The organism is Variovorax sp. Root318D1, from assembly GCF_001424835.1.
Classification (GTDB): Bacteria; Pseudomonadota; Gammaproteobacteria; order Burkholderiales; family Burkholderiaceae_C; genus Variovorax.
The window spans coordinates 360,187-378,509 of the sequence record NZ_LMCQ01000019.1 but is presented as its reverse complement, the minus strand read 5'-3'; the positions used below and the strand labels follow the sequence as shown (position 1 = coordinate 378,509).

The 18,323-nt window shown below is 66.3% G+C and carries 16 protein-coding genes; 5 read left to right on the top strand and 11 right to left on the bottom strand.

Annotated features, from left to right (window positions below; genetic code table 11):
• Position 1 precedes the first annotated feature (1 nt).
• The 11 genes from ASC78_RS16160 to ppk2 form a co-directional block, all read right to left on the bottom strand.
• Entirely contained in the window at positions 2-1,477 is a 1,476-nt protein-coding gene (locus ASC78_RS16160; RefSeq protein WP_055803064.1) for an efflux transporter outer membrane subunit, read from the bottom strand.
• A gap of 188 nt (positions 1,478-1,665) precedes the next feature.
• Positions 1,666-2,676, bottom strand: coding sequence for an aldo/keto reductase (locus ASC78_RS16155; RefSeq protein WP_055803063.1), 1,011 nt, complete (start codon positions 2,674-2,676; stop codon positions 1,666-1,668).
• A gap of 85 nt (positions 2,677-2,761) precedes the next feature.
• A complete protein-coding gene (locus tag ASC78_RS16150; RefSeq protein WP_055803061.1) occupies positions 2,762-4,318 on the bottom strand; it encodes an alkaline phosphatase D family protein in 1,557 nt (518 codons plus the stop codon).
• A 158-nt stretch (positions 4,319-4,476) separates the two neighbouring features.
• Positions 4,477-5,733, bottom strand: a complete 1,257-nt coding sequence (locus ASC78_RS16145) for an MFS transporter (protein WP_082517556.1) — start codon at positions 5,731-5,733, stop codon at positions 4,477-4,479.
• 121 nt (positions 5,734-5,854) lie between these two features.
• On the bottom strand, positions 5,855-6,547 hold the full coding sequence (gene urtE, locus ASC78_RS16140; protein WP_055803059.1) for an urea ABC transporter ATP-binding subunit UrtE: 693 nt from the start codon (positions 6,545-6,547) through the stop codon (positions 5,855-5,857).
• A gap of 12 nt (positions 6,548-6,559) precedes the next feature.
• Positions 6,560-7,438: an urea ABC transporter ATP-binding protein UrtD gene (gene urtD / locus ASC78_RS16135; protein WP_055803058.1), complete on the bottom strand. Its 879-nt coding sequence runs from the start codon at positions 7,436-7,438 to the stop codon at positions 6,560-6,562.
• A complete protein-coding gene (gene urtC / locus ASC78_RS16130; RefSeq protein WP_055803055.1) occupies positions 7,435-8,658 on the bottom strand; it encodes an urea ABC transporter permease subunit UrtC in 1,224 nt (407 codons plus the stop codon). The genes urtD and urtC overlap by 4 nt, the downstream gene beginning before the upstream one ends.
• Complete coding sequence (gene urtB, locus ASC78_RS16125) at positions 8,655-10,202, bottom strand: urea ABC transporter permease subunit UrtB (RefSeq protein WP_055803053.1); 1,548 nt, start codon at positions 10,200-10,202, stop codon at positions 8,655-8,657. Before urtB ends, urtC begins: the two co-directional genes overlap by 4 nt.
• 196 nt (positions 10,203-10,398) lie before the next feature.
• Positions 10,399-11,667, bottom strand: a complete 1,269-nt coding sequence (urtA, locus tag ASC78_RS16120; RefSeq protein ID WP_055803051.1) for an urea ABC transporter substrate-binding protein — start codon at positions 11,665-11,667, stop codon at positions 10,399-10,401.
• A gap of 146 nt (positions 11,668-11,813) precedes the next feature.
• On the bottom strand, positions 11,814-12,857 hold the full coding sequence (locus ASC78_RS16115; RefSeq protein WP_055803439.1) for an extracellular catalytic domain type 1 short-chain-length polyhydroxyalkanoate depolymerase: 1,044 nt from the start codon (positions 12,855-12,857) through the stop codon (positions 11,814-11,816).
• 50 nt (positions 12,858-12,907) lie between these two features.
• Complete coding sequence (gene ppk2 / locus ASC78_RS16110) at positions 12,908-13,828, bottom strand: polyphosphate kinase 2 (protein ID WP_443082726.1); 921 nt, start codon at positions 13,826-13,828, stop codon at positions 12,908-12,910.
• A gap of 155 nt (positions 13,829-13,983) precedes the next feature.
• On the opposite strand from ppk2, the gene ASC78_RS16105 reads away from it, so the two are divergent.
• From ASC78_RS16105 to ASC78_RS16085, 5 genes are all read left to right on the top strand, one after another.
• Positions 13,984-15,018: a transporter gene (locus tag ASC78_RS16105; protein WP_055803047.1), complete on the top strand. Its 1,035-nt coding sequence runs from the start codon at positions 13,984-13,986 to the stop codon at positions 15,016-15,018.
• A 96-nt stretch (positions 15,019-15,114) separates the two neighbouring features.
• The gene (locus ASC78_RS16100) at positions 15,115-15,972 is read left to right on the top strand and encodes a 3',5'-nucleoside bisphosphate phosphatase (RefSeq protein ID WP_055803045.1); all 858 of its coding nucleotides are present in this window, start codon (positions 15,115-15,117) and stop codon (positions 15,970-15,972) included.
• Complete coding sequence (locus tag ASC78_RS16095) at positions 15,969-16,946, top strand: DMT family transporter (protein WP_055803042.1); 978 nt, start codon at positions 15,969-15,971, stop codon at positions 16,944-16,946. Before ASC78_RS16100 ends, ASC78_RS16095 begins: the two co-directional genes overlap by 4 nt.
• An 18-nt stretch (positions 16,947-16,964) precedes the next feature.
• A complete protein-coding gene (locus ASC78_RS16090) occupies positions 16,965-17,600 on the top strand; it encodes an L-threonylcarbamoyladenylate synthase (RefSeq protein ID WP_055803040.1) in 636 nt (211 codons plus the stop codon).
• A gap of 43 nt (positions 17,601-17,643) precedes the next feature.
• Positions 17,644-18,315 (top strand): site-2 protease family protein, encoded by a 672-nt coding sequence (locus ASC78_RS16085; protein ID WP_055803038.1) that lies wholly within the window; start codon positions 17,644-17,646, stop codon positions 18,313-18,315.
• Positions 18,316-18,323 lie beyond the last annotated feature (8 nt).

Here is an 18,323-nt window from a genome sequence, read left to right as displayed (position 1 = left end):
ATCAATTTCCGGAAGTCGCTTGGACAGCGGTCCAGCCGCCGCCCGTGGCCGCGATCAGGGACACGCTGGCCGCGAGCTGGCGGCCGAGCACCTGTGCGGCCGTGCGTTGGTTGGTGAGCGAAAGCTGCTGCGCCGTCACCACGCTGAGGTAGGTGGCCGTGCCCGCGCGGTATTGGCTCAGGGCCAGGCGCTCGGCAAGTTGGGCGGCCTGCACGGCCTCTGCCTGCAATGCGGATTCGCGGTCGAGCACGCGCAGCGTCGCGAGGTTGTCCTCGACCTGCTGGAAGCCGCCGAGCACGGTCTGCTTGTATTGGGCCACCGAGGCGTCGTATGTGGCCACGGCCTGGTCGGTGCGGGCTTTGCGCAGGCCGCCGTCGAACACGGTCTGCGCGAGCGCCGCGCCGAGCGACCACACGCGACTGGGCGTGTTGAAAAGCGACGCGAGGTTGCCGGCGTTGAAACCACCGCTCGCGCTGAGCACGATCTGCGGGTAGTACGCGGCCTTGGCGACGCCGATGTTGGCATTGGCGGCCTGCACACGGCGCTCGGCGGCGGCAATGTCGGGGCGGCGTTCAAGCAGTTCGGACGGCAGGCCCGCGGGGGTGACCGGCAGTTGCACATGCAGCGCATGAGTGGACGAGAGCGATGCGGCCGTTGTCTGCGCGGACGATGCGAGCGGCGGCAGCGAGAAGGACGCAGGCGCCTGGCCCGTCAGCACCGCGACGGCGTGCTCGAGCTGGCTGCGCTGCGCTTCGAGGTCCACCGCCTGCGCGTCGGCGGTCTTGAACTGGCTTTGTGCGAGCGCCACGTCGGAGCGCAGCACGGTGCCTGCCGCGTACTGGTGCTGCGTGAGATCGAGCGCCTTGGCGTAGGCCGCGATGGTGCTGGCGTACAGATCGCGCTGCAGGTCGATGACGCGGATCTGCAGGTAGTCCTGCGCGAGCGTGGTCTGGATGCTGAGCCGGGCAGCGGCAAGGTCGTCTGCGCTGGCCTGCGCGTCGGCATTGCCGGCCTCGACCGAGCGGCGAACCGCGCCCCACAGGTCGGGCTCCCAGCTCGCGGCCAAGCCGAGGGTGTCGGTGGTGGCTCGCTTGACAACGCCAGTGCTGTTGGTCTGGGCGCGGGCGGCACCTGCATCGACGCCCACCGTCGGGAAGAAGCCCGCATGCGCCGCGGCTGCAATGGCCTGTGCTTCGCGGTACTGGGCCTCTGCAACGCGGATGTTCTGGTTGGCCGCGTTGGCCTGCACCACCAGCGCGCTCAGCGTGCTGTCGCCGTAGGCCTCCCACCAGGATTGGCTGGCGTCGATGACCTGCGGGGTGGCGGTCTTCCAGGGGCCGGTTTCCTTGTAGGCTGCCGGCAGGTCCATGGAGGGCCGCACGTAGTCGGGGCCAACGGCGCAGCCTGCGAGCAGCAGTGCGGCGAGTGCAACGGCTGTCGCCTTGCGAGAGGGAGGAGTGGCAGCGAAGAGAACCATGGTGGGTTCACTCTAAGAACCCGGTTCAAACCCCTCGCTGTCGACTAACTGACAGTTCTGACAGTTTCGGCTTCACTCCCTCCCCCGCTGAGGGAGGGTGGGGGTGGGGGCACGACGGCGCTCGCCTTGGGCACTCTGCCCGCCCCCATCCCAGCCTTCCCCCAGAGGGGGAAGGAGCAAGACAAGGATCAGCGTGGCGCGTCGCCCTTGCGGTACTCGGCGGTCAACTCGTCCAGCTTCTGCTTCAGGGCGGGGTCCAGCTTGTATGCGGCCGCGGCCAGTGTGGCGTCAAGCTGTTCGGGACGGCTCGCACCGAGCAGCGGCGCGGTGATGAGCGGGTTGGCCATGACCCAGGCCACCGCCAGCGTGGCGAGAGGCACGCCGGCTTCGTCGGCCAGCTTGTGCAGCTGCGTTACAGTGTTGAAGCTGCGCTCGTTCCAGTAGCGGTCCTGGTACATGCCGCCGGCGGTGCCGAGGGTGAAGCGGGTGTTTTCCTCGGGCTTGGCACCCGGCTTGTACTTGCCGGTGAGCAAGCCGCCGGCCAGCGGGTTGTAGGGAATCACGCCCAGGCCCTCTTCGCCCGCCAGCGGCAGCAGCTCGCGCTCGATCTCGCGGAACAGCAGGCTGTAGCGCGGCTGCACCGACACGTAGCGCGTGAGCTTGTGCAGCTCGGCCTTGCCAAGCGCGCGGGCCAGCCGGTAGGCCAGGAAGTTGGACACGCCGATATAGCGCGCGCGGCCAGACTTGACGATGACGTCGAGCGCCTCCAGGCTCTCTTCGAGCGGCGTCTCGCGGTCGTCGCTGTGCAGCTGGTACAGGTCGACGTGGTCGGTTTGCAGCCGCTTGAGCGAGGCATCGATGGCATCGAGCAGGTGCTTGCGCGAGGCGCCCTGGTCCCAGCTGTTGGGCCCGACCTTGCCGACCGCCTTGGTCGCCACCACGAAGCGGCGGCGGCCCGTCGGCCCCTGCTTCTGCAGCCAGCGGCCGATGATTTCTTCAGTGCGGCCAGTGGTTTCGACGGTGCCGCCAAGCGGGTACACGTCGGCCGTGTCGAGAAAGTTGATGCCGCCTTCGGCGGCCTTGTCCAGAATCCGGTGCGACGCCGCCTCGTCGGTCTGTAGCCCGAAGGTCATGGTGCCGAGCGCAAGCCGCGACACGGTAAGACCCGTGCGGCCGAGGCGAGTGGTGGGAATGCTCATGGTGGTCTCGATCGGGAGAGATGACAGAGAGGAAGGCGGCGGCCATCATAGACACGGCCGCGCAATCCTGCTGGCACCCGATATTTCAGGTGGCTTCGAGGTGCACGCCGGGCGCGCCGCGCTCCACCGCAAAGCGGGCCATCGTGGCGACGGCGCTGTCTGCGGATTTTTCGTCGTCCACGGCGCGGAACTCGACCGTGCAGCCGCGCGCATCGAGCGCCATGTGCGCATAGCCGCGCTTGTCGCCCCGGCCGTAGCGCAGGTGCTCATTCTTCGCGAGCAGGTTGGCCACGTTGGCGGCGCTGGGCCCTTCGGAGGTGATGGCGCCCCCGACGAATTCGGTCGCCACCGCCGGGCCTTGCGGCTCGCGGCGCAGGTCGGCGGCCCAGAAGGCGTGCACGTCGCCGCTGATGACCAGCGCATCGCCGCCGCGCGCCTTGTTGGCGGCCAGGCTGTCGAGCAGGCGCGCGCGGGACGCGGCATAGCCGTCCCAGCCGTCCATCCAGTAGCCGTGCTCAGGACCGCGCTTGCGGTCGGCCTCGGCCATCAAGGTGGGCTGTGCAATGACCGTCCAGCGCGCGGGCGGCGCGGCCAGTTCGTTCGCGAGCCACGCTTCCTGCTTCTTGCCCAGGAAGCTGCGCTCCGGCGAAAGCCGGTCTGCGCAGTCGGCCAATGGCGATGCACTGCGGCCCGCCAGGCAGGCGTGGTGCGAGCGGTACCGCCGCCCATCGAGCAGGAACACATCGAGCATGCGGCCGAAGCGATGGCGGCCGTAGATGGTGGCCGCGGCACCGGTCGGCCGCATGCTGGCGGGCACGGGCATGTGCTCGTACCACGCCTGGTAAGCCGCGGCGCGGATGGCAAGAAACTGCGCGGGGTCGATGGTGCGCGGCGACACGTCGTCGGTGTAGTCGTTGGCCACCTCGTGGTCGTCCCAGGTCACGAGCCAGGGGAACGCGGCATGCGCGGCCTGCAGGTGCGGGTCGGTCTTGTAGAGCGCATAGCGGTCGCGAAACTCGCCCAGCTGCGTGGGAATGCCGCCCTGATGGCGGCGCACGTGGCGCGAGCCCCATGAGCTTTCGTAGATGTAGTCACCCAGGTGCACGACGAAGTCGAAAGGCTGCGCGGCCATGTCGCGGTAGGCGGCGTAGTAGCCCTGCTCGTACTGCTGGCACGAGGCGAAGGCAAAGCGCAGCGGTTGCGGCGCGGCATCGGACTCGGCCGGCGCGGTGCGGGTGCAGCCCACGGGGCTTCGCACGCCTTCGGCCGTGAAGCGGTACCAGTAAGGCCGACCGGGCGCGAGGCCGCGCACTTCGGCGTGCACCGAATGCGCAAGCGCTGCGACGGCCGTGGCCTTGCCATCCGCGGCAATGCGCGCAAAGTTTTCATCGTGTGCCACTTCCCATCGCACGTCGACCGATGCATCGCCCATGCCGCCGCCCTGCAGCGGGTCGGGCGCGAGGCGGGTCCATAGCACCACGCCGTCAGGCCTGGGGCTGCCCGACGCCACGCCGAGTGTGAAGAGTTCACGCGAGCTTTGTTGTTGCGCGTTCAGCCGCAGGAACGGATGGCCCAGCGATGCAGCGGCCATGCCGCTGAGCAGCAGGCGGCGGCGCTGCAAGACAGGCCGGGCCGCGCTCATGTCTTTGCGCGCGCCGCCGGGGCGAAGTCGGATCGGTCGATGGTGATCTGGCGCACGGGCATGGTGAGCCATTGTGCAATTTCTTCGCGCGGCCGATGACCCAGGCGCTCCCCGCCGGGTGCGGCCACACCGTGCGCCAGCGAGCTTGCGAGTTCGATCTACGAAGCGTTCGGCGCGCGCTGCGTCGCGTCGGGCCGCTCGCTCGCGCGTGCACTCGTCACCGCCCACCAGAACACCCCCATGCCGGCCAGCGCCAGCAAAGCGCCGACCCAGCCGGTCGATGTCCAACCCAGACCCGCGGCAATGGCCACGCCGCCGAGCCATGCGCCGAGCGCATTGGCCATGTTGAAGGCCGAGTGGTTGAGCGCGGCAGCGAGCGTCTGCGCGTCGCCGGCCACGTCCATCAGGCGGATCTGCAGGGCCGGGCCGATGGCGACAGTGGTGCCGATGAGGAACACGTTGAACGCCGCGGTAAAAACGTTGTGCGCCGCGAACGTGAACACCGCGAGCACCAGCGCCGCATAGACGAGCAGGCCGCCGATGGTTCGCATGAGCGACTTGTCGGCCAGGCGCGAACCGACGATGTTGCCGGCGACCATGCCCAGGCCGAACAGCGCAAGCACGAAGGGCACACCGCCAAGCGGCAGGCCCGCCACCTCGATCAGCGTGGGCTTGATGTAGCTGAACACCGAGAACATGCCGCCAAAGCCGATGGCGCCGATGCCGAGCGTGAACCACACCTGCTTGCGCTTGAGCGCGCCCAGTTCGCGCCAGGGGCTGGCACCTGCGGGCGCCGCAAGGTCGGGAATGTCCCGGCGCAGCAGCACCACGGCGATGAGCGCGATGACACCCACGAACACGAAGGCCGCGCGCCATCCGAACAGCTGGCCGAGCCACGCGGCAATGGGCACGCCGACCAGCGTGGCGCCGGTGAGCCCCAGCATCACGAGGCCCACGGCCCGCGCGCGGCGCCCCGGTGGTGCGAGCGTGGCCGCCACGAGCGCGGCAACGCCGAAGTAGGTGCCGTGCGGCAGCCCGGTCGCAAAGCGAAGCAGGTTGAGCGACATGTAGCCCGGCGCCATGGCGCTGGCGAAGTTGCCGGCGGCAAACACGGCCATGAGCGCAATCAGCAGCGCGCGGCGGCCCCAGCCGGCGGCGAGCACCGCGAGCACTGGCGCGCCGATCACCACGCCGAGGGCGTAGGCGCTGATGACGTGGCCGGCCTGCGGGATGGTGACCGCGATGTCGCTCGCCACTTCGGGCAGCAGGCCCATGATCACGAATTCGCCGGTGCCGATGGCAAAGCCGCCCACGCCGAGGGCCAGCACGGCCCGCAGGAAGTCGACGCGCGATGCGGAAGAGGAAGCGGAAAGGTCGGTATCCGCGCTGTCCAGCGCGGGTGGGGAGGCGTTCAAGGCCAGGCTCCTGGGAGGGTGCCCGGCGGTGGCGGGCAGAGGCCCAATTTTAGGGTAAACCCTGAATTTCTGCTGGTACGGCGATGCCGGCCGGCTGGTACTGCCGTGCCGCCCCGGCTGCTTAGATCGCGACCAGCTGGCGCACGCCCTGCGCTTCCATGTCCTTGCCGAGCCCGCGCGCAATCACTTCGCCGCGTTCCATCACGAGGTAGTCGTCGGCCAGCTCCTGGGCAAAGTCGTAGTACTGCTCGCACAGCACGATGGCCATGTCGCCGCGGTCGGCCAGCATGCGGATCACGCGGCCGATGTCCTTGATGATGCTGGGCTGGATGCCTTCGGTCGGCTCGTCCAGGATCAGCAGCTTGGGCTTGGGGGCCAGCGCGCGCGCGATGGCCAGCTGCTGCTGCTGCCCGCCCGAAAGATCGCCGCCGCGGCGGTTGATCATCTGCTTGAGCACGGGGAACAGCTCGAACAGTTCCGCCGGAATGGGCGTGCTGCCGCTCTTGTAGGCCAGGCCCATGCGCAGGTTTTCCTCGACCGTGAGGCGGGCAAAGATCTCTCGGCCTTGGGGGACAAAGCCGATGCCCGCTCTTGCTCTTTCATACGGCGTGGCCTTGTGGATCGGTTTGCCTTGGAGCTCGATGCTGCCGCTCTTGATGGGAACGAGGCCCATCAGCGATTTGAGCAGCGTCGTCTTGCCCACGCCGTTGCGGCCGAGCAATACCGTGACCTTGCCGAGCGTCGCCTCGAAGCTCACGTCGCGAAGGATGTGTGAGCCGCCGTAGTACTGGTGGATGTTCTTGACTGTCAGCATGAATTCGATTCCTCAGCGGCCAAGGTAAACCTCGATCACGCGCTCATCAGCCTGCACTTCATCGAGCGTGCCTTGCGCCAGCACGGAGCCGTCGCACAGCACGGTCACGATCTCGGAAATGGTTCGGATGAAGCTCATGTCGTGCTCCACCACCATCAGCGAATGCTTGCCCTTGAGCGTGAGAAACAGCTCAGCCGTGCGGGCGGTTTCCTCGTCGGTCATGCCGGCCACGGGCTCGTCGAGCAGCAGCAGCTTCGGGTCCTGCATCAGCAGCATGCCGATCTCGAGCCACTGCTTCTGGCCATGGCTCAGGTTGCCGGCCAGGCGCGAGACGCTGTCGGCCAGGTGAATGGTCTGCAGCACTTCGGCGAGCCTGTCGCTCTGCGTTGAATCGAGCTTGAACAGCATCGACGCGCGAACGCCCTTGTCGGTCTTGAGCGCCAGCTCGAGGTTCTCGAACACGGTGAGATGCTCGAACACCGTCGGCTTCTGGAACTTGCGGCCGATGCCCAACTGCGCAATGTCGGCTTCGCGATGGCGCAGCAGGTCGATGGTGCTGCCGAAGAACACCGTGCCCGAGTCGGGCCGCGTCTTGCCGGTGATGATGTCCATCATCGTGGTCTTGCCCGCACCGTTGGGGCCGATGATGCAGCGCAGTTCGCCCGGCGCAATGTCGAGCGACAGCTTGTTGATGGCCTTGAAGCCGTCGAAGCTCACGCTCACGTCTTCGAGATAGAGGATGCGGCCGTGCGTCACGTCGACTTCGCCCGGCGTTGCGATGCGACCGAAATCCGCGGAACGGCCGCCCGATTCGGTGCTGCTGCTCACATAGGGAATGCCTTTGGCGCGTGCGGCGCGCTCGGCGCCGGCTTCCATCAGGTCGGGCGTCATGCGCGCGCTCCCTTCACTTCGGGCACCAGCGGTGCGTGCAGCGCCTCCGGCTCAACGCCTTGCGCGGCGGCCATGGCGCGTTGCGCTTCTTCTCGGCCGGCGCTCGGCGCAGCCTTCTCGCGCGACAACCACTTTTTCACCAGGCCCACGATGCCGTTCGGCAAGAACAGCGTGACAGCAATGAACAAGGCACCCAGGAAGTACAGCCAGTACTCGGGATACGCCACAGTGAGCCAGCTCTTCGCGCCGTTGACGATGAAGGCGCCGATGATCGGGCCGATGAGTGTTGCGCGCCCGCCCACCGCGGCCCAGATCGCGATCTCGATGGAGTTGGCCGCGCTCATTTCGCCGGGGTTGATGATGCCGACCTGCGGCACATACAGCGCGCCGGCCACACCGCACATGATGGCGGAGATGACCCAGATCGTGAGCTTGTAGGGCAGCGGGTTGTAGCCCGAGAACATCACGCGCGTTTCGGCATCGCGAATGGCCTGCAGCACGCGGCCGAACTTGCTGCCGATGAGCCACCTGGCGAACAGGAAGAAGCCGAGCAGCGTAAGGCCCGTAAGCGCGAAGAGCGTCATGCGCATCTCTTGCGTGGCAATCGGAATGCCGAGGATGCGCTTGAAGTCGGTAAAGCCGTTGTTGCCCCCAAAGCCCGTCTCGTTGCGAAAGAACAGCAGCATCGCCGCAAAGGTCATGGCCTGCGTGATGATCGAGAAATACACGCCCTTGATGCGCGAGCGGAACGCGAAGAAGCCGAACACGAAGGCAATGAGGCCCGGCACCGCGACGATGAGGACGAGCGTGGCAATGAAGCTGTCGCTGAAGGTCCAGTGCCAGGGCAGTGTCTTCCAGTCGAGAAACACCATGAAGTCCGGCAGGTCGCTCTTGTAGTTGCCGTCGCGCCCAATCTGGCGCATGAGGTACATGCCCATCATGTAGCCGCCGAGCGCAAAGAAGAGGCCGTGGCCCAGCGAGAGGATGCCGGTGTAGCCCCAGATCAGGTCCATGGCCAGCGCGCAGATGGCATAGCACATGATCTTGCCGACCAGGGCCACCGCGTAGTCGCTCATGTGCAGCGGGCTGCCGGCCGGCACCACCATGTTGAGAACCGGCGCCACTGCGCACACCACGATCAGCGCGACGAAGAAGGCTGTCCAGCCCTTGCCACTCAAGAGCGGCCCTTTGGTTGGAAGTACGACTTTGGTGTTGCTCATGCTTCGGCGCTCCGGCCCTTCATGGCGAAGATGCCTTGGGGCCGCTTCTGGATGAAGATGATGATGAAAACGAGCACCGCAATCTTCGCGAGCACCGCGCCCGCCCAGCCTTCGATGAACTTGTTGAGAATGCCCAGGCCCATGGCCGCATACACCGTGCCCGCGAGCTGGCCCACGCCGCCCATCACGACCACCATGAAGCTGTCGACGATGTAGCTCTGGCCGAGGTCGGGGCCGACATTGCCGATCTGGCTCAGCGCGCAGCCCGCGAGGCCGGCAATGCCGGAGCCGAGCGCGAAAGCATAGGTGTCGATGCGTGCGGTGTTCACGCCCATGCACGAGGCGATGGGTCGGTTCTGCGTCACGCCGCGCACGAAGAGGCCGAGCCGCGTGCGGCCGATGAGCCAGCCCATCGCAAGCAGCACCAGGACGGCGAAGATGATGATGCAGATGCGGTTCCAAGGCAGCGTGACGTTGCTCAGCATGGTGAAGCCGCCGCTCATCCAGCCGGGATTCTCGACACCGACGTTCTGCGCGCCGAACAGCGAGCGCACGAGCTGCTGCAACATCAGGCTGATGCCCCAGGTGGCCAGCAGCGTTTCGAGCGGGCGGCCGTAGAGAAAACGGATCACGCCGCGCTCGAGCACCGCGCCCACGAGCGCCGATGCAAGGAACGCCACCGGAATGGCAGCCACCAGGTACCAGCCGAAAGCCGCCTCGGGCATGTAGCGCTGGAAAATGCCCTGCATCACGTAGGTGGCATAGGCGCCGATCATCATCAGCTCTCCGTGCGCCATGTTGATGACGCCCATCAGGCCGTAGGTGATGGCCAGCCCCAGCGCGGCAAGCAGCAGCACCGAGCCCAGGCTGATGCCGCTGAACACCGCGTTGATGCGGTCGCCCCACACCAGCGAGCCGTCGATGCTGGCAATGGAAGCGACGATGGCGGCCTTGACGTCGGCCTCTGTCTCATCGGCCAGGCGCTGGTTGAGCAGCAGCTTGGTATCGGGGCTGCTGTTGGCGCCCAACTCCTTGGCTGCGGCAAGGCGCTTGGCCTTGTCCGTGCTGGTGAGCATGCTGGCGGCGCGCACCAGTTCCAGCTGCGCCTTGATGCCGGGGTTGGTCTCGGCGGCCAGCGCCTTCTCGACCATCGGAATGCGCGATTCGTCGGGCTCCTTGAAAAGCGCCTGGGCCGCTTCGGCGCGCACCGCGTCGTCCTTGCTCGTGAGCTTGAGCGCGGCTTGCGCGGCATCGAGCGCGCCGCGCATCAGGTTGTTGTTGACCACGTCCTCGGCCGTGTCGGGCACCGTCAGTTCGGCGCCGGTCACGGGGTCGTAGCCTTTGTCGTCCTTCATCACGAAGACCTTGTCTTCGGTGTACTTGACCGCGTCTTCCGACATGGCCTGGATGAAGGCGGCGGTTTTTTCGTCGGCCGTCAGCACGGCCTTGTTAAGCGCGGTGATACGCGATTCGGACTCGCCAGAGGCGATGGCCTTGGCTTCGTCGGCGGTCAGCGCGTGGACGGCCGATGCCATGAGGAGCATGGCGGCGAGTGCGCAGTGAAGGGATCGTCGAAGCATCGTGAAATTCGTGTTGCCCCCTCTCCCCTTGGGGAGAGGGTTGGGGTGAGGGCCGTCGGCCTTTCAACAGACACGGCGGCCAGATCGACCGCCGTTGCCCTCACCCCCGCCCTCTCCCCGAGGGGAGAGGGAGCAAGGCAAGGGGCTTGTCGATGGTGAGTTACAGCGACTTGCCAGCCGGCTGGTCAGGCTTCTTGTCGTTGCCCTCGATATACGGGCTCCACGGCTTGGCCTTGACCGGGCCCGGCGTCTTCCACACCACGCTGAACTGGCCATCGGCCTTGATTTCGCCGATGAACACGCTCTTGTGCAGGTGATGGTTCTTCTCGTCCATCTTCGAAACGATGCCCGAAGGAGCCGTGAAGGTCTGGCCGGCCATCGCCGCGATCACCTTGTCGGTGTCGGTCGACTTGGCCTTCTCGACGGCCTGCTTCCACATGTGGATGCCGATCCAGGTGGCTTCCATCGGGTCGTTGGTGAGCGGCTTGTCCTTGTGGCCGGCGATGTTCTTGGCCTTGGCGTAGTCGCCCCACTGCTTGATGAACGCCGTGTTGGTCGGGTTCTTGATGCTCATGAAGTAGTTCCATGCAGCGAGGTGGCCAACCAGCGGCTTGGTGTCCACGCCGCGCAGTTCTTCTTCGCCCACCGAGAAGGCAACCACGGGCACGTCCTTGGCCTTGAGGCCAGCGTTGCCGAGTTCCTTGTAGAACGGCACGTTCGAGTCGCCGTTGATGGTCGACACCACGGCCGTCTTGCCGCCGGCCGAGAACTTCTTGATGTCGGCGACGATGGTCTGGTAGTCGCTGTGGCCGAATGGCGTGTACTTCTCGTCGATGTCGGTGTCCTTCACGCCCTTGCTCTTGAGGTAGGCGCGCAGGATCTTGTTGGTGGTGCGGGGGTACACGTAGTCGGTGCCCAGCAGCACCCAGCGCTTGGCGCCGCCGCCTTCCTTGCTCATCAGGTAGTCGACGGCCGGAATGGCTTGCTGGTTGGGCGCGGCGCCCGTGTAGAACACGTTCTTCGAGAGTTCTTCACCTTCGTATTGCACGGGGTAGAACAGCAGGCCGTTCATTTCCTCGACCACCGGCAGCACCGACTTGCGCGACACCGAGGTCCAGCAGCCGAAGATCACCGAGACCTTGTCCTGGCCGAGCAGCTGCTTCGTCTTTTCGGCGAACAGCGGCCAGTTGGAGGCCGGGTCGACCACCACGGGCTCGAGCTGCTTGCCCAACACGCCGCCCTTCTTGTTGATGTCCTCGATGGCCATCAGCACCGTGTCTTTCAACACGGTTTCCGAGATGGCCATCGTGCCCGACAGCGAGTGCAGCACACCGACCTTGATGGTGTCGGCGGCAAAGGCCGGCGCAGCGGAGATGCTGGCCAGGGCGACGGCGGCGGTGAGCGCCTTGAGTGTGAAACGACGTTGCATGTGGACTCCTGCTCCAGGGTGGTTGAAACCTTTGTCGCCGGCTGGCCGGACGATGGAGGGGAGTCTGCGGATTCGCCCGCTCGCCAGAAATACGCCGGGTGGCGTACACGGAGGTATTCAAGGCGGGTGGGGCGGGCCTGCCCGGCTCAGGCCATGGCAACAAGCTTGAACTGAGCCGCCGCAAAGGCCCAGGTCATGCGCGTGGCATCGGGCCCTTCCGGGTCGCTGAAAAGCAGCCGGGCAGTGCCGCCGCTCCACGCATGCCCGAGGCGCTCAATTTCGCACAGCGTGACCACCGCGCGGCCTTTGCGCCGGAACTCGGTCACCTGCACGGGATGCCGCTTGCCCCGCTGGAGCATGCGCGGCTTTCCCGGCTTGGCGCCGAGGGCCGTGGCCCACACGGCCGCGCTGTTGACGGCATTGCTGGGCGCCACCACGGCATCGGCTGTGCCATGCAGCACCAGCATCGGCGGCAGCGTGGCAAAAACGGCGGCCGCGCCCATCGCCTTACCGACCGCGGTGGACGGCATGGGCGGCGTGTGCTGCCCGCGCATCGCACCCAGGGCAGTGGCCGAAGACTTGGCCGCACCCGGCGCCACGCCCGAATGCATGACCACAGCCTTGAAGCGCAACGGATAGCGCGTGGCCAGCAGTGCCGCCATGCTGGCACCGGCCGAAAGGCCGGCCAGTGCAATGCGCTCGCGGTCGACCGGATACAGCACGCAGGCCTGGTCGATGGCGGCCATCAGCGTGGCGGCCTCGGCATCGGCCTTGCCCGATCGGCGCTCATACCAGTTCCAGCAGCCTTGCGGATGGGCGAGCCTGTCTTGCTCCAGGTACAGCACCAGGAAGCGCTGCCGCACCGCCAGTGTGTTCATGCGGGTGCTGGCCGCGAAGTCGCGCCCCGTCTGGCCGCAGCCGTGCAGCATGACCATGAGCGGCAGCTTCTCGCCTGGTTTCAGCTTCAGGTCGGCGGGACGGAACAGGTGATAGCCGCGCGCACCGCCGGGGCCGAGCGCCATGCCGCTGAGCCAGTCGCCCCTGCCCGGCGGCGGCTTGAGGCGCTTGGCAGTGGCGCGCTGCACCTGGCCGGTCACTCGCTTGCTGTTGCTGAGGGTGAGCTTGGTGAGTGCCTTCAGGTTGCGCTCGTAAGCGCGGGCGAACAGGGATGCGGTGGAACGACGGACCATGGGGCGCAGTGTGAGGGCAAAGCGCCGGCCGGCCAAACGGCCGACAAGCCTCAGTAGATTTCCGGCACGATCATGTGGGCCGGCACGGGCTGGCGCAGGTAGTCCGCATGGCGCTCGCGCGCCGGCAGGTCGACCGGCGGATGCGGCACCTCCCGGTAGGGCAGCTGGTCCAGCAGGTGGCTGATGCAGTTCAGCCGCGCCTTTTTCTTGTCGACCGCCTGCACCACCCACCAGGGCGCTTCGGGAATGTGCGTGCGCTCCAGCATGATCTCCTTGGCCTTGGTGTATTCCTCCCAGCGGCGTCGGCTTTCGAGATCCATCGGGCTCAGCTTCCATTGCTTGAGCGGATCGTGAATGCGGCCGAGGAAGCGCATGTGCTGCTCGTCGTCCGTGATGGAGAACCAGTATTTGATGAGCTTGATGCCCGAGCGCACCAGCATCTTCTCGAACTCCGGCACGGTGCGAAAGAACTCTTCGTATTCGTCGTCGCTGCAAAAGCCCATTACGCGCTCGACACCGGCGCGGTTGTACCAGCTGCGGTCGAACAGCACCATCTCGCCGGCGGCCGGCAGGTGGGCAGCATAGCGCTGGAAGTACCACTGGGTGCGCTCGCGGTCGTTGGGCGCGGGCAGCGCGGCCACGCGGGCCACGCGCGGGTTCAGGCGCTGGGTGATTCGCTTGATGACCCCGCCCTTGCCCGCCGCATCGCGGCCTTCGAAAAGAATGACCACCTTCTGCTTGCTGTGCTGCACCCAGTCCTGCAGCTTCACGAGTTCGCCCTGCAGGCGGAACAGCTCCTTGAAGTAGGCCTGGCGGGCAGCCTTGTCGGTCGTGTGCTGCGCCGCGGGGTCGAGCCCGTCGATGTTGCGGTCTTCGATCTCCAGCTCGAGCTCTTCGTCGTAGCTGTCGATCAGATCGCGGGCGATGCGTTGCATCAGGTCTTCGTGGTCTGGAAGTGCGCTCGTCAGCATCATGGCAAGGAGAAGAGGTGGAGGTAGAACAAAGCATGCTGCCCGCCGCATATGACCATCGCGTGACAGCCTGCAATCCACCGACACGAAGTTGTCATAAATGGCGAACACCATCCGGGGCATACCCCTTTTGTCTTTCCTGATTCACACGCACCTTGCCGGCACTCCATGACCTGGCCGCCAATTCTTACGGCGGCGACGAAGCCGGGCTGATCTGCGGCTACCTGTTCGACGCCGATGCGCCGGAGCCTGTGCGGGCCATCGATTCGGCGCAGGCTGCGGCCTGGCTGGACACCGGCGCGTCCGCATCGCTGGGGTCTGCATTCCTCTGGCTGCACTTCAACCTGAGCCACGCCCAGGCCGAGCGCTGGCTGTTGCGCCATGCGCAGCTCTCCGACACCTTCTACGAAACACTGCACGAGGGCCTGCCCTCCACGCGCATCGAGCGCGCCGACGATTCGTTGATCGCGGTCATCAACGACGTGCACTTCGAATTCAGCTTCGAGCCGTCCGACATTTCCACACTCTGGATCAGCGTGGGACCGCGGCTGGTCGTCACGGCGCGCGCCAAGCCGCTGCGCTCGGTCGATGCGCTGCGCACCGCCGTCAAAGCCGGCGACGCGCCGCGCTCCAGCACCGAGCTGCTCGAGCACCTGTTGCGCGCGCAGGCCGACGTGCTGGTGAAGATCGTGCGCGGCGTCACTTCGCGCATCGACCGCATCGAGGACGAGCTGCTTGCCGGCCGGCTCGACCACAAGCGCGCGCGGCTCGGCGTGCTGCGCCGGCTGCTGGTGCGGCTGCAGCGCCTGCTGGCGCCCGAACCCGCCGCCCTCTTCCGCCTGCTGCAAGGGCCGCCGGGCTGGATGGCGGAGCCCGACGTGCAGGAACTGCGCGGATCGACCGAGGAGTTCTCGGTGGTGCTGCGCGACATGCAGGCACTGCAGGAGCGCATCAAGCTGCTGCAGGAAGAAATTGCCGCCAACGTGAACGAGGACAACAACCGCAGCCTGTTCGTGCTGACGGTGGTGACCGTGCTCGCGCTGCCGATCAACATCCTCGCGGGCCTGTTTGGAATGAACGTGGGCGGCATTCCGCTGGCCGAGCACAAGCACGGGTTCTGGATCGTCGTGGCAATCGTCGCGAGCTTTACCGCGGTGGCGGCCTGGACGGCTTTCCGCAAGAAGCGCTGAACCGCATCGGCAGTTGCAGTAATGCTATTTATTTAATAGCAACCACAATAGCATCCATGCGCCTGCATCGATTTCCAGACCCAATAGAATGACGATGTGTCCACCATTCTCAATGCCGATCTGCACTGCCATTCCGTGGTCTCCGACGGCACCCTGACGCCTGAAGAACTGGCCGCGCGCGCAGCAGCCAACGGGGTCGAGCTCTGGGCGCTCACCGACCACGACGAGGTCGGCGGACAGCACCGCGCAGCCGCCGCGGCGCGCGCCAACGGCATCCGCTATCTGACCGGCACCGAGATCTCGGTGACCTTCGCCAACGAGACGGTGCACATCGTCGGCCTGGGCTTCGACCCCGAAGACGCCGCGATGACGCAGGGCCTCTACGACACGCGCGGCGGCCGCGGCAAGCGCGCGCAGGAAATGTCCGAGGGGCTGGCCAAGGTCGGCATCCACGGCGCCTACGAAGGCGCGCTCAAGTTCGTCGGCAACCCCGAGCTGATCTCGCGCACCCACTTTGCACGCTTCCTGGTCGAGCAGGGTCATTGCCGCGACACGTCCGAGGTGTTCCGTAAATACCTGACCGAAGGCAAGCCGGGCTACGTACCGCACCGCTGGGCCTCGCTCAAGGATGCGGTGCAGTGGATCACGGCAGCCAAGGGCATGGCCGTCATCGCGCACCCGGGGCGCTACAAGTTCACGGCGAACGAGGAATACGCGCTGTTCCTCGAATTCAAGGCGCATGGCGGGCAGGCGATCGAGGTCGTCACCGGCAGCCATACGACGGCCGAATACGTCGAGTACGCCGACAAGGCGCTCGAGTTCGATTTCGCCGCTTCGCGCGGCAGCGATTTCCACAGTCCCGACGAAAGCCATTGCGATCTCGGCAAGCTGCCACCGTTGCCCGGCGCACTCACGCCGGTGTGGGAACTGCTCAGCGACCGCATCCAGCAGTGAGCCAGAGCCCCGGGCCCGGCATCGACAGCGCGGCAACGGCGGCACTGGCGAATGCCCGCGCCGCGTCGCGCCGGGCGCGCGAAACCGAATCCGAGCGCATCCTCGCGGGCATCGGCCTCGTGCTGGTGGCCGTAGCCTGCTTTGCCACGCTCGACACCGCCACCAAGACGTCCACCGCCGCCGTGCCCATTCTCATGGGCGTGTGGTTCCGCTATGCCTTCCAGGCGGCGGCCACCACGGCGGTGCTGCTGCCGCGGCACGGCACCGCGCTGCTGCGCACGCAGCATCCGCGCTATCAACTGCTGCGCGGCGCGCTCTTGCTGGTGTCGAGCACGCTGGCCTTCCTGAGCTTGCGCTACATGCCGCTGGCCGAGTTCACGTCAATCGTGCTGGTGGCGCCGCTCGTCATTACGCTGCTCGCAGCCACCGCGCTCAAGGAGTATGTCTCGCCGCTGCGCTGGGTGCTGGTGGCCGGCGGCTTCATCGGCACGCTGGTCATCCTGCGGCCGGGCGGCAGTGCATTCAGCTGGGCCGTGCTGCTGCCGGTGGGGCTGGTGCTGACCAATGCATGGTTCCAGGTGCTCACGAGCAAGCTGGCGCAAACCGAGAATCCGCTCACCATGCATTTCTATACCGGCTGGGTCGGCGCGCTGATCGCCTCGCTCACGCTGCCCTTCGTGTGGACTGCACTGCCCTCGTGGCACTGGTGGGCCTTGCTGTGCCTCATGGGTTTCATGGGCACGGTGGGGCATTTCATTCTCATCCTGGCCTACCAGCGCGCGCCGGCCTCCACGCTCACGCCGTACCTCTATGCGCAGATCGCCTTTGCCATGCTGGGCGGCTGGCTCGTCTTTTCGCACGTGCCCGATCGCTTCTCGCTCGTCGGAATGGCGATGATCGCGGTTTGCGGCGCGGCCGGAGCCTGGCTCACCGTGCGCGAGCGCCGCGTGCCCATCGAACCGGCGGAATCCTGATCAGGAGCTTTTTTCTTCATGGCCCAGTACTTCGAAGTCCATCCCGACAATCCCCAGCAACGCCTCCTGAAGCAGGCCGCGGCGCTGCTGCAGCGCGGAGAGATCGTGGCCGTGCCCACCGATTCGAGCTATGCGCTGGCTTGCCATCTCGACGACAAGGACGCGGTCGACCAGTTGCGCCGCATCCGCCAGGTCGACGAGAAGCATCACCTCACGCTGATCTGCCGCGACCTGAGCGAGCTGGCCAACTACGCGCGTGTCGACAACAAGCAATACCGGCTGCTGAAGGCCGCCACGCCCGGGCCCTACACCTTTCTGCTCGAGGCCACCAAGGAGGTGCCGCGGCGCGTGAGCCATCCGCAGCGCAAGACCATCGGCCTGCGCGTGCCCGACCACAAGGTGCTGCTCGAATTGCTGATGCTGCACGGCGCGCCGCTTTTGGCAACCACGCTGATTGCGCCGGGAGAAACGGAGGCGCTGAACGACGCGCAGACTATCCGCGAGCGCTTCGAAAAACAGATCGGCGCCGTCATCGATGCGGGCGCGTGCCCGTCGCAACCCACCACCGTGGTCGACCTCACGCCCATGGGCGCCGGCGACGATCCGGTGGTGGTGCGGCAAGGCCGCGGCGCTCTGGCGGTGCTGGGTCTCTGACAAGCGGCACTGAAGCTTTAACTCTGTCTGACACAATCGCACAGTGGATATTTCCAACCTGATACAGACGGTACTTATTTACGCACTGCCCGTGGTCTTCGCGATCACGGTGCATGAGGCGGCGCACGGCTATGTGGCGCGCCATTTCGGCGACAACACGGCCGAAGCGATGGGCCGCGTCACGCTCAATCCCATGAAGCACATCGACCCCATCGGGACCATCCTGATGCCGCTGATGCTGTACTTTGCAACTTCTGGAGCCTTTCTCTTCGGCTATGCCAAGCCGGTGCCGGTGAACTTCGGGCGCCTGCGCCATCCGAAGCGCGACATGATCTGGGTGGCGCTGGCGGGGCCGGCGTCGAACTTCGTGCAGGCGATTCTTTGGGCGCTGGTGCTTGTCGGGCTCATCGCGGCCGGCGTGAATGAAACCTTTTTCATCAAGATGGCGCAGGGCGGCGTGCTGGTCAACCTCGTGATGTGGGCTTTCAACTTATTTCCGCTGCCTCCGCTGGACGGCGGCCGCGTGCTCGCGGGCCTGCTTCCCAACGGTGCGGCGCAGAATTTCCTCGCGCGCATCGAGCCCTTCGGCTTCTTCATCGTGATGGGCCTGGTGCTTGCGGGCATCGTCAGCACCTTCTGGCTGCGTCCGCTGATGGACTTTGGCTACACCGTCATCAACCTGCTTATCTCACCGCTCACGGCTTTGCTGCGTTAAGTTCCTCT

Coding starts and splice junctions, on each gene's coding strand:
- ASC78_RS16160 (WP_055803064.1), bottom strand. CDS start 1,477: ATGGTTCTCTTCGCTGCCACTCCTCCCTCTCGCAAGGCGACAGCCGTT.
- ASC78_RS16155 (WP_055803063.1), bottom strand. CDS start 2,676: ATGAGCATTCCCACCACTCGCCTCGGCCGCACGGGTCTTACCGTGTCG.
- ASC78_RS16150 (WP_055803061.1), bottom strand. CDS start 4,318: ATGAGCGCGGCCCGGCCTGTCTTGCAGCGCCGCCGCCTGCTGCTCAGC.
- urtE (WP_055803059.1), bottom strand. CDS start 6,547: ATGCTGACAGTCAAGAACATCCACCAGTACTACGGCGGCTCACACATC.
- urtD (WP_055803058.1), bottom strand. CDS start 7,438: ATGACGCCCGACCTGATGGAAGCCGGCGCCGAGCGCGCCGCACGCGCC.
- urtC (WP_055803055.1), bottom strand. CDS start 8,658: ATGAGCAACACCAAAGTCGTACTTCCAACCAAAGGGCCGCTCTTGAGT.
- urtB (WP_055803053.1), bottom strand. CDS start 10,202: ATGCTCCTCATGGCATCGGCCGTCCACGCGCTGACCGCCGACGAAGCC.
- urtA (WP_055803051.1), bottom strand. CDS start 11,667: ATGCAACGTCGTTTCACACTCAAGGCGCTCACCGCCGCCGTCGCCCTG.
- ASC78_RS16115 (WP_055803439.1), bottom strand. CDS start 12,857: ATGGTCCGTCGTTCCACCGCATCCCTGTTCGCCCGCGCTTACGAGCGC.
- ppk2 (WP_443082726.1), bottom strand. CDS start 13,828: ATGCTGACGAGCGCACTTCCAGACCACGAAGACCTGATGCAACGCATC.
- ASC78_RS16090 (WP_055803040.1), top strand. CDS start 16,965: ATGGCCCAGTACTTCGAAGTCCATCCCGACAATCCCCAGCAACGCCTC.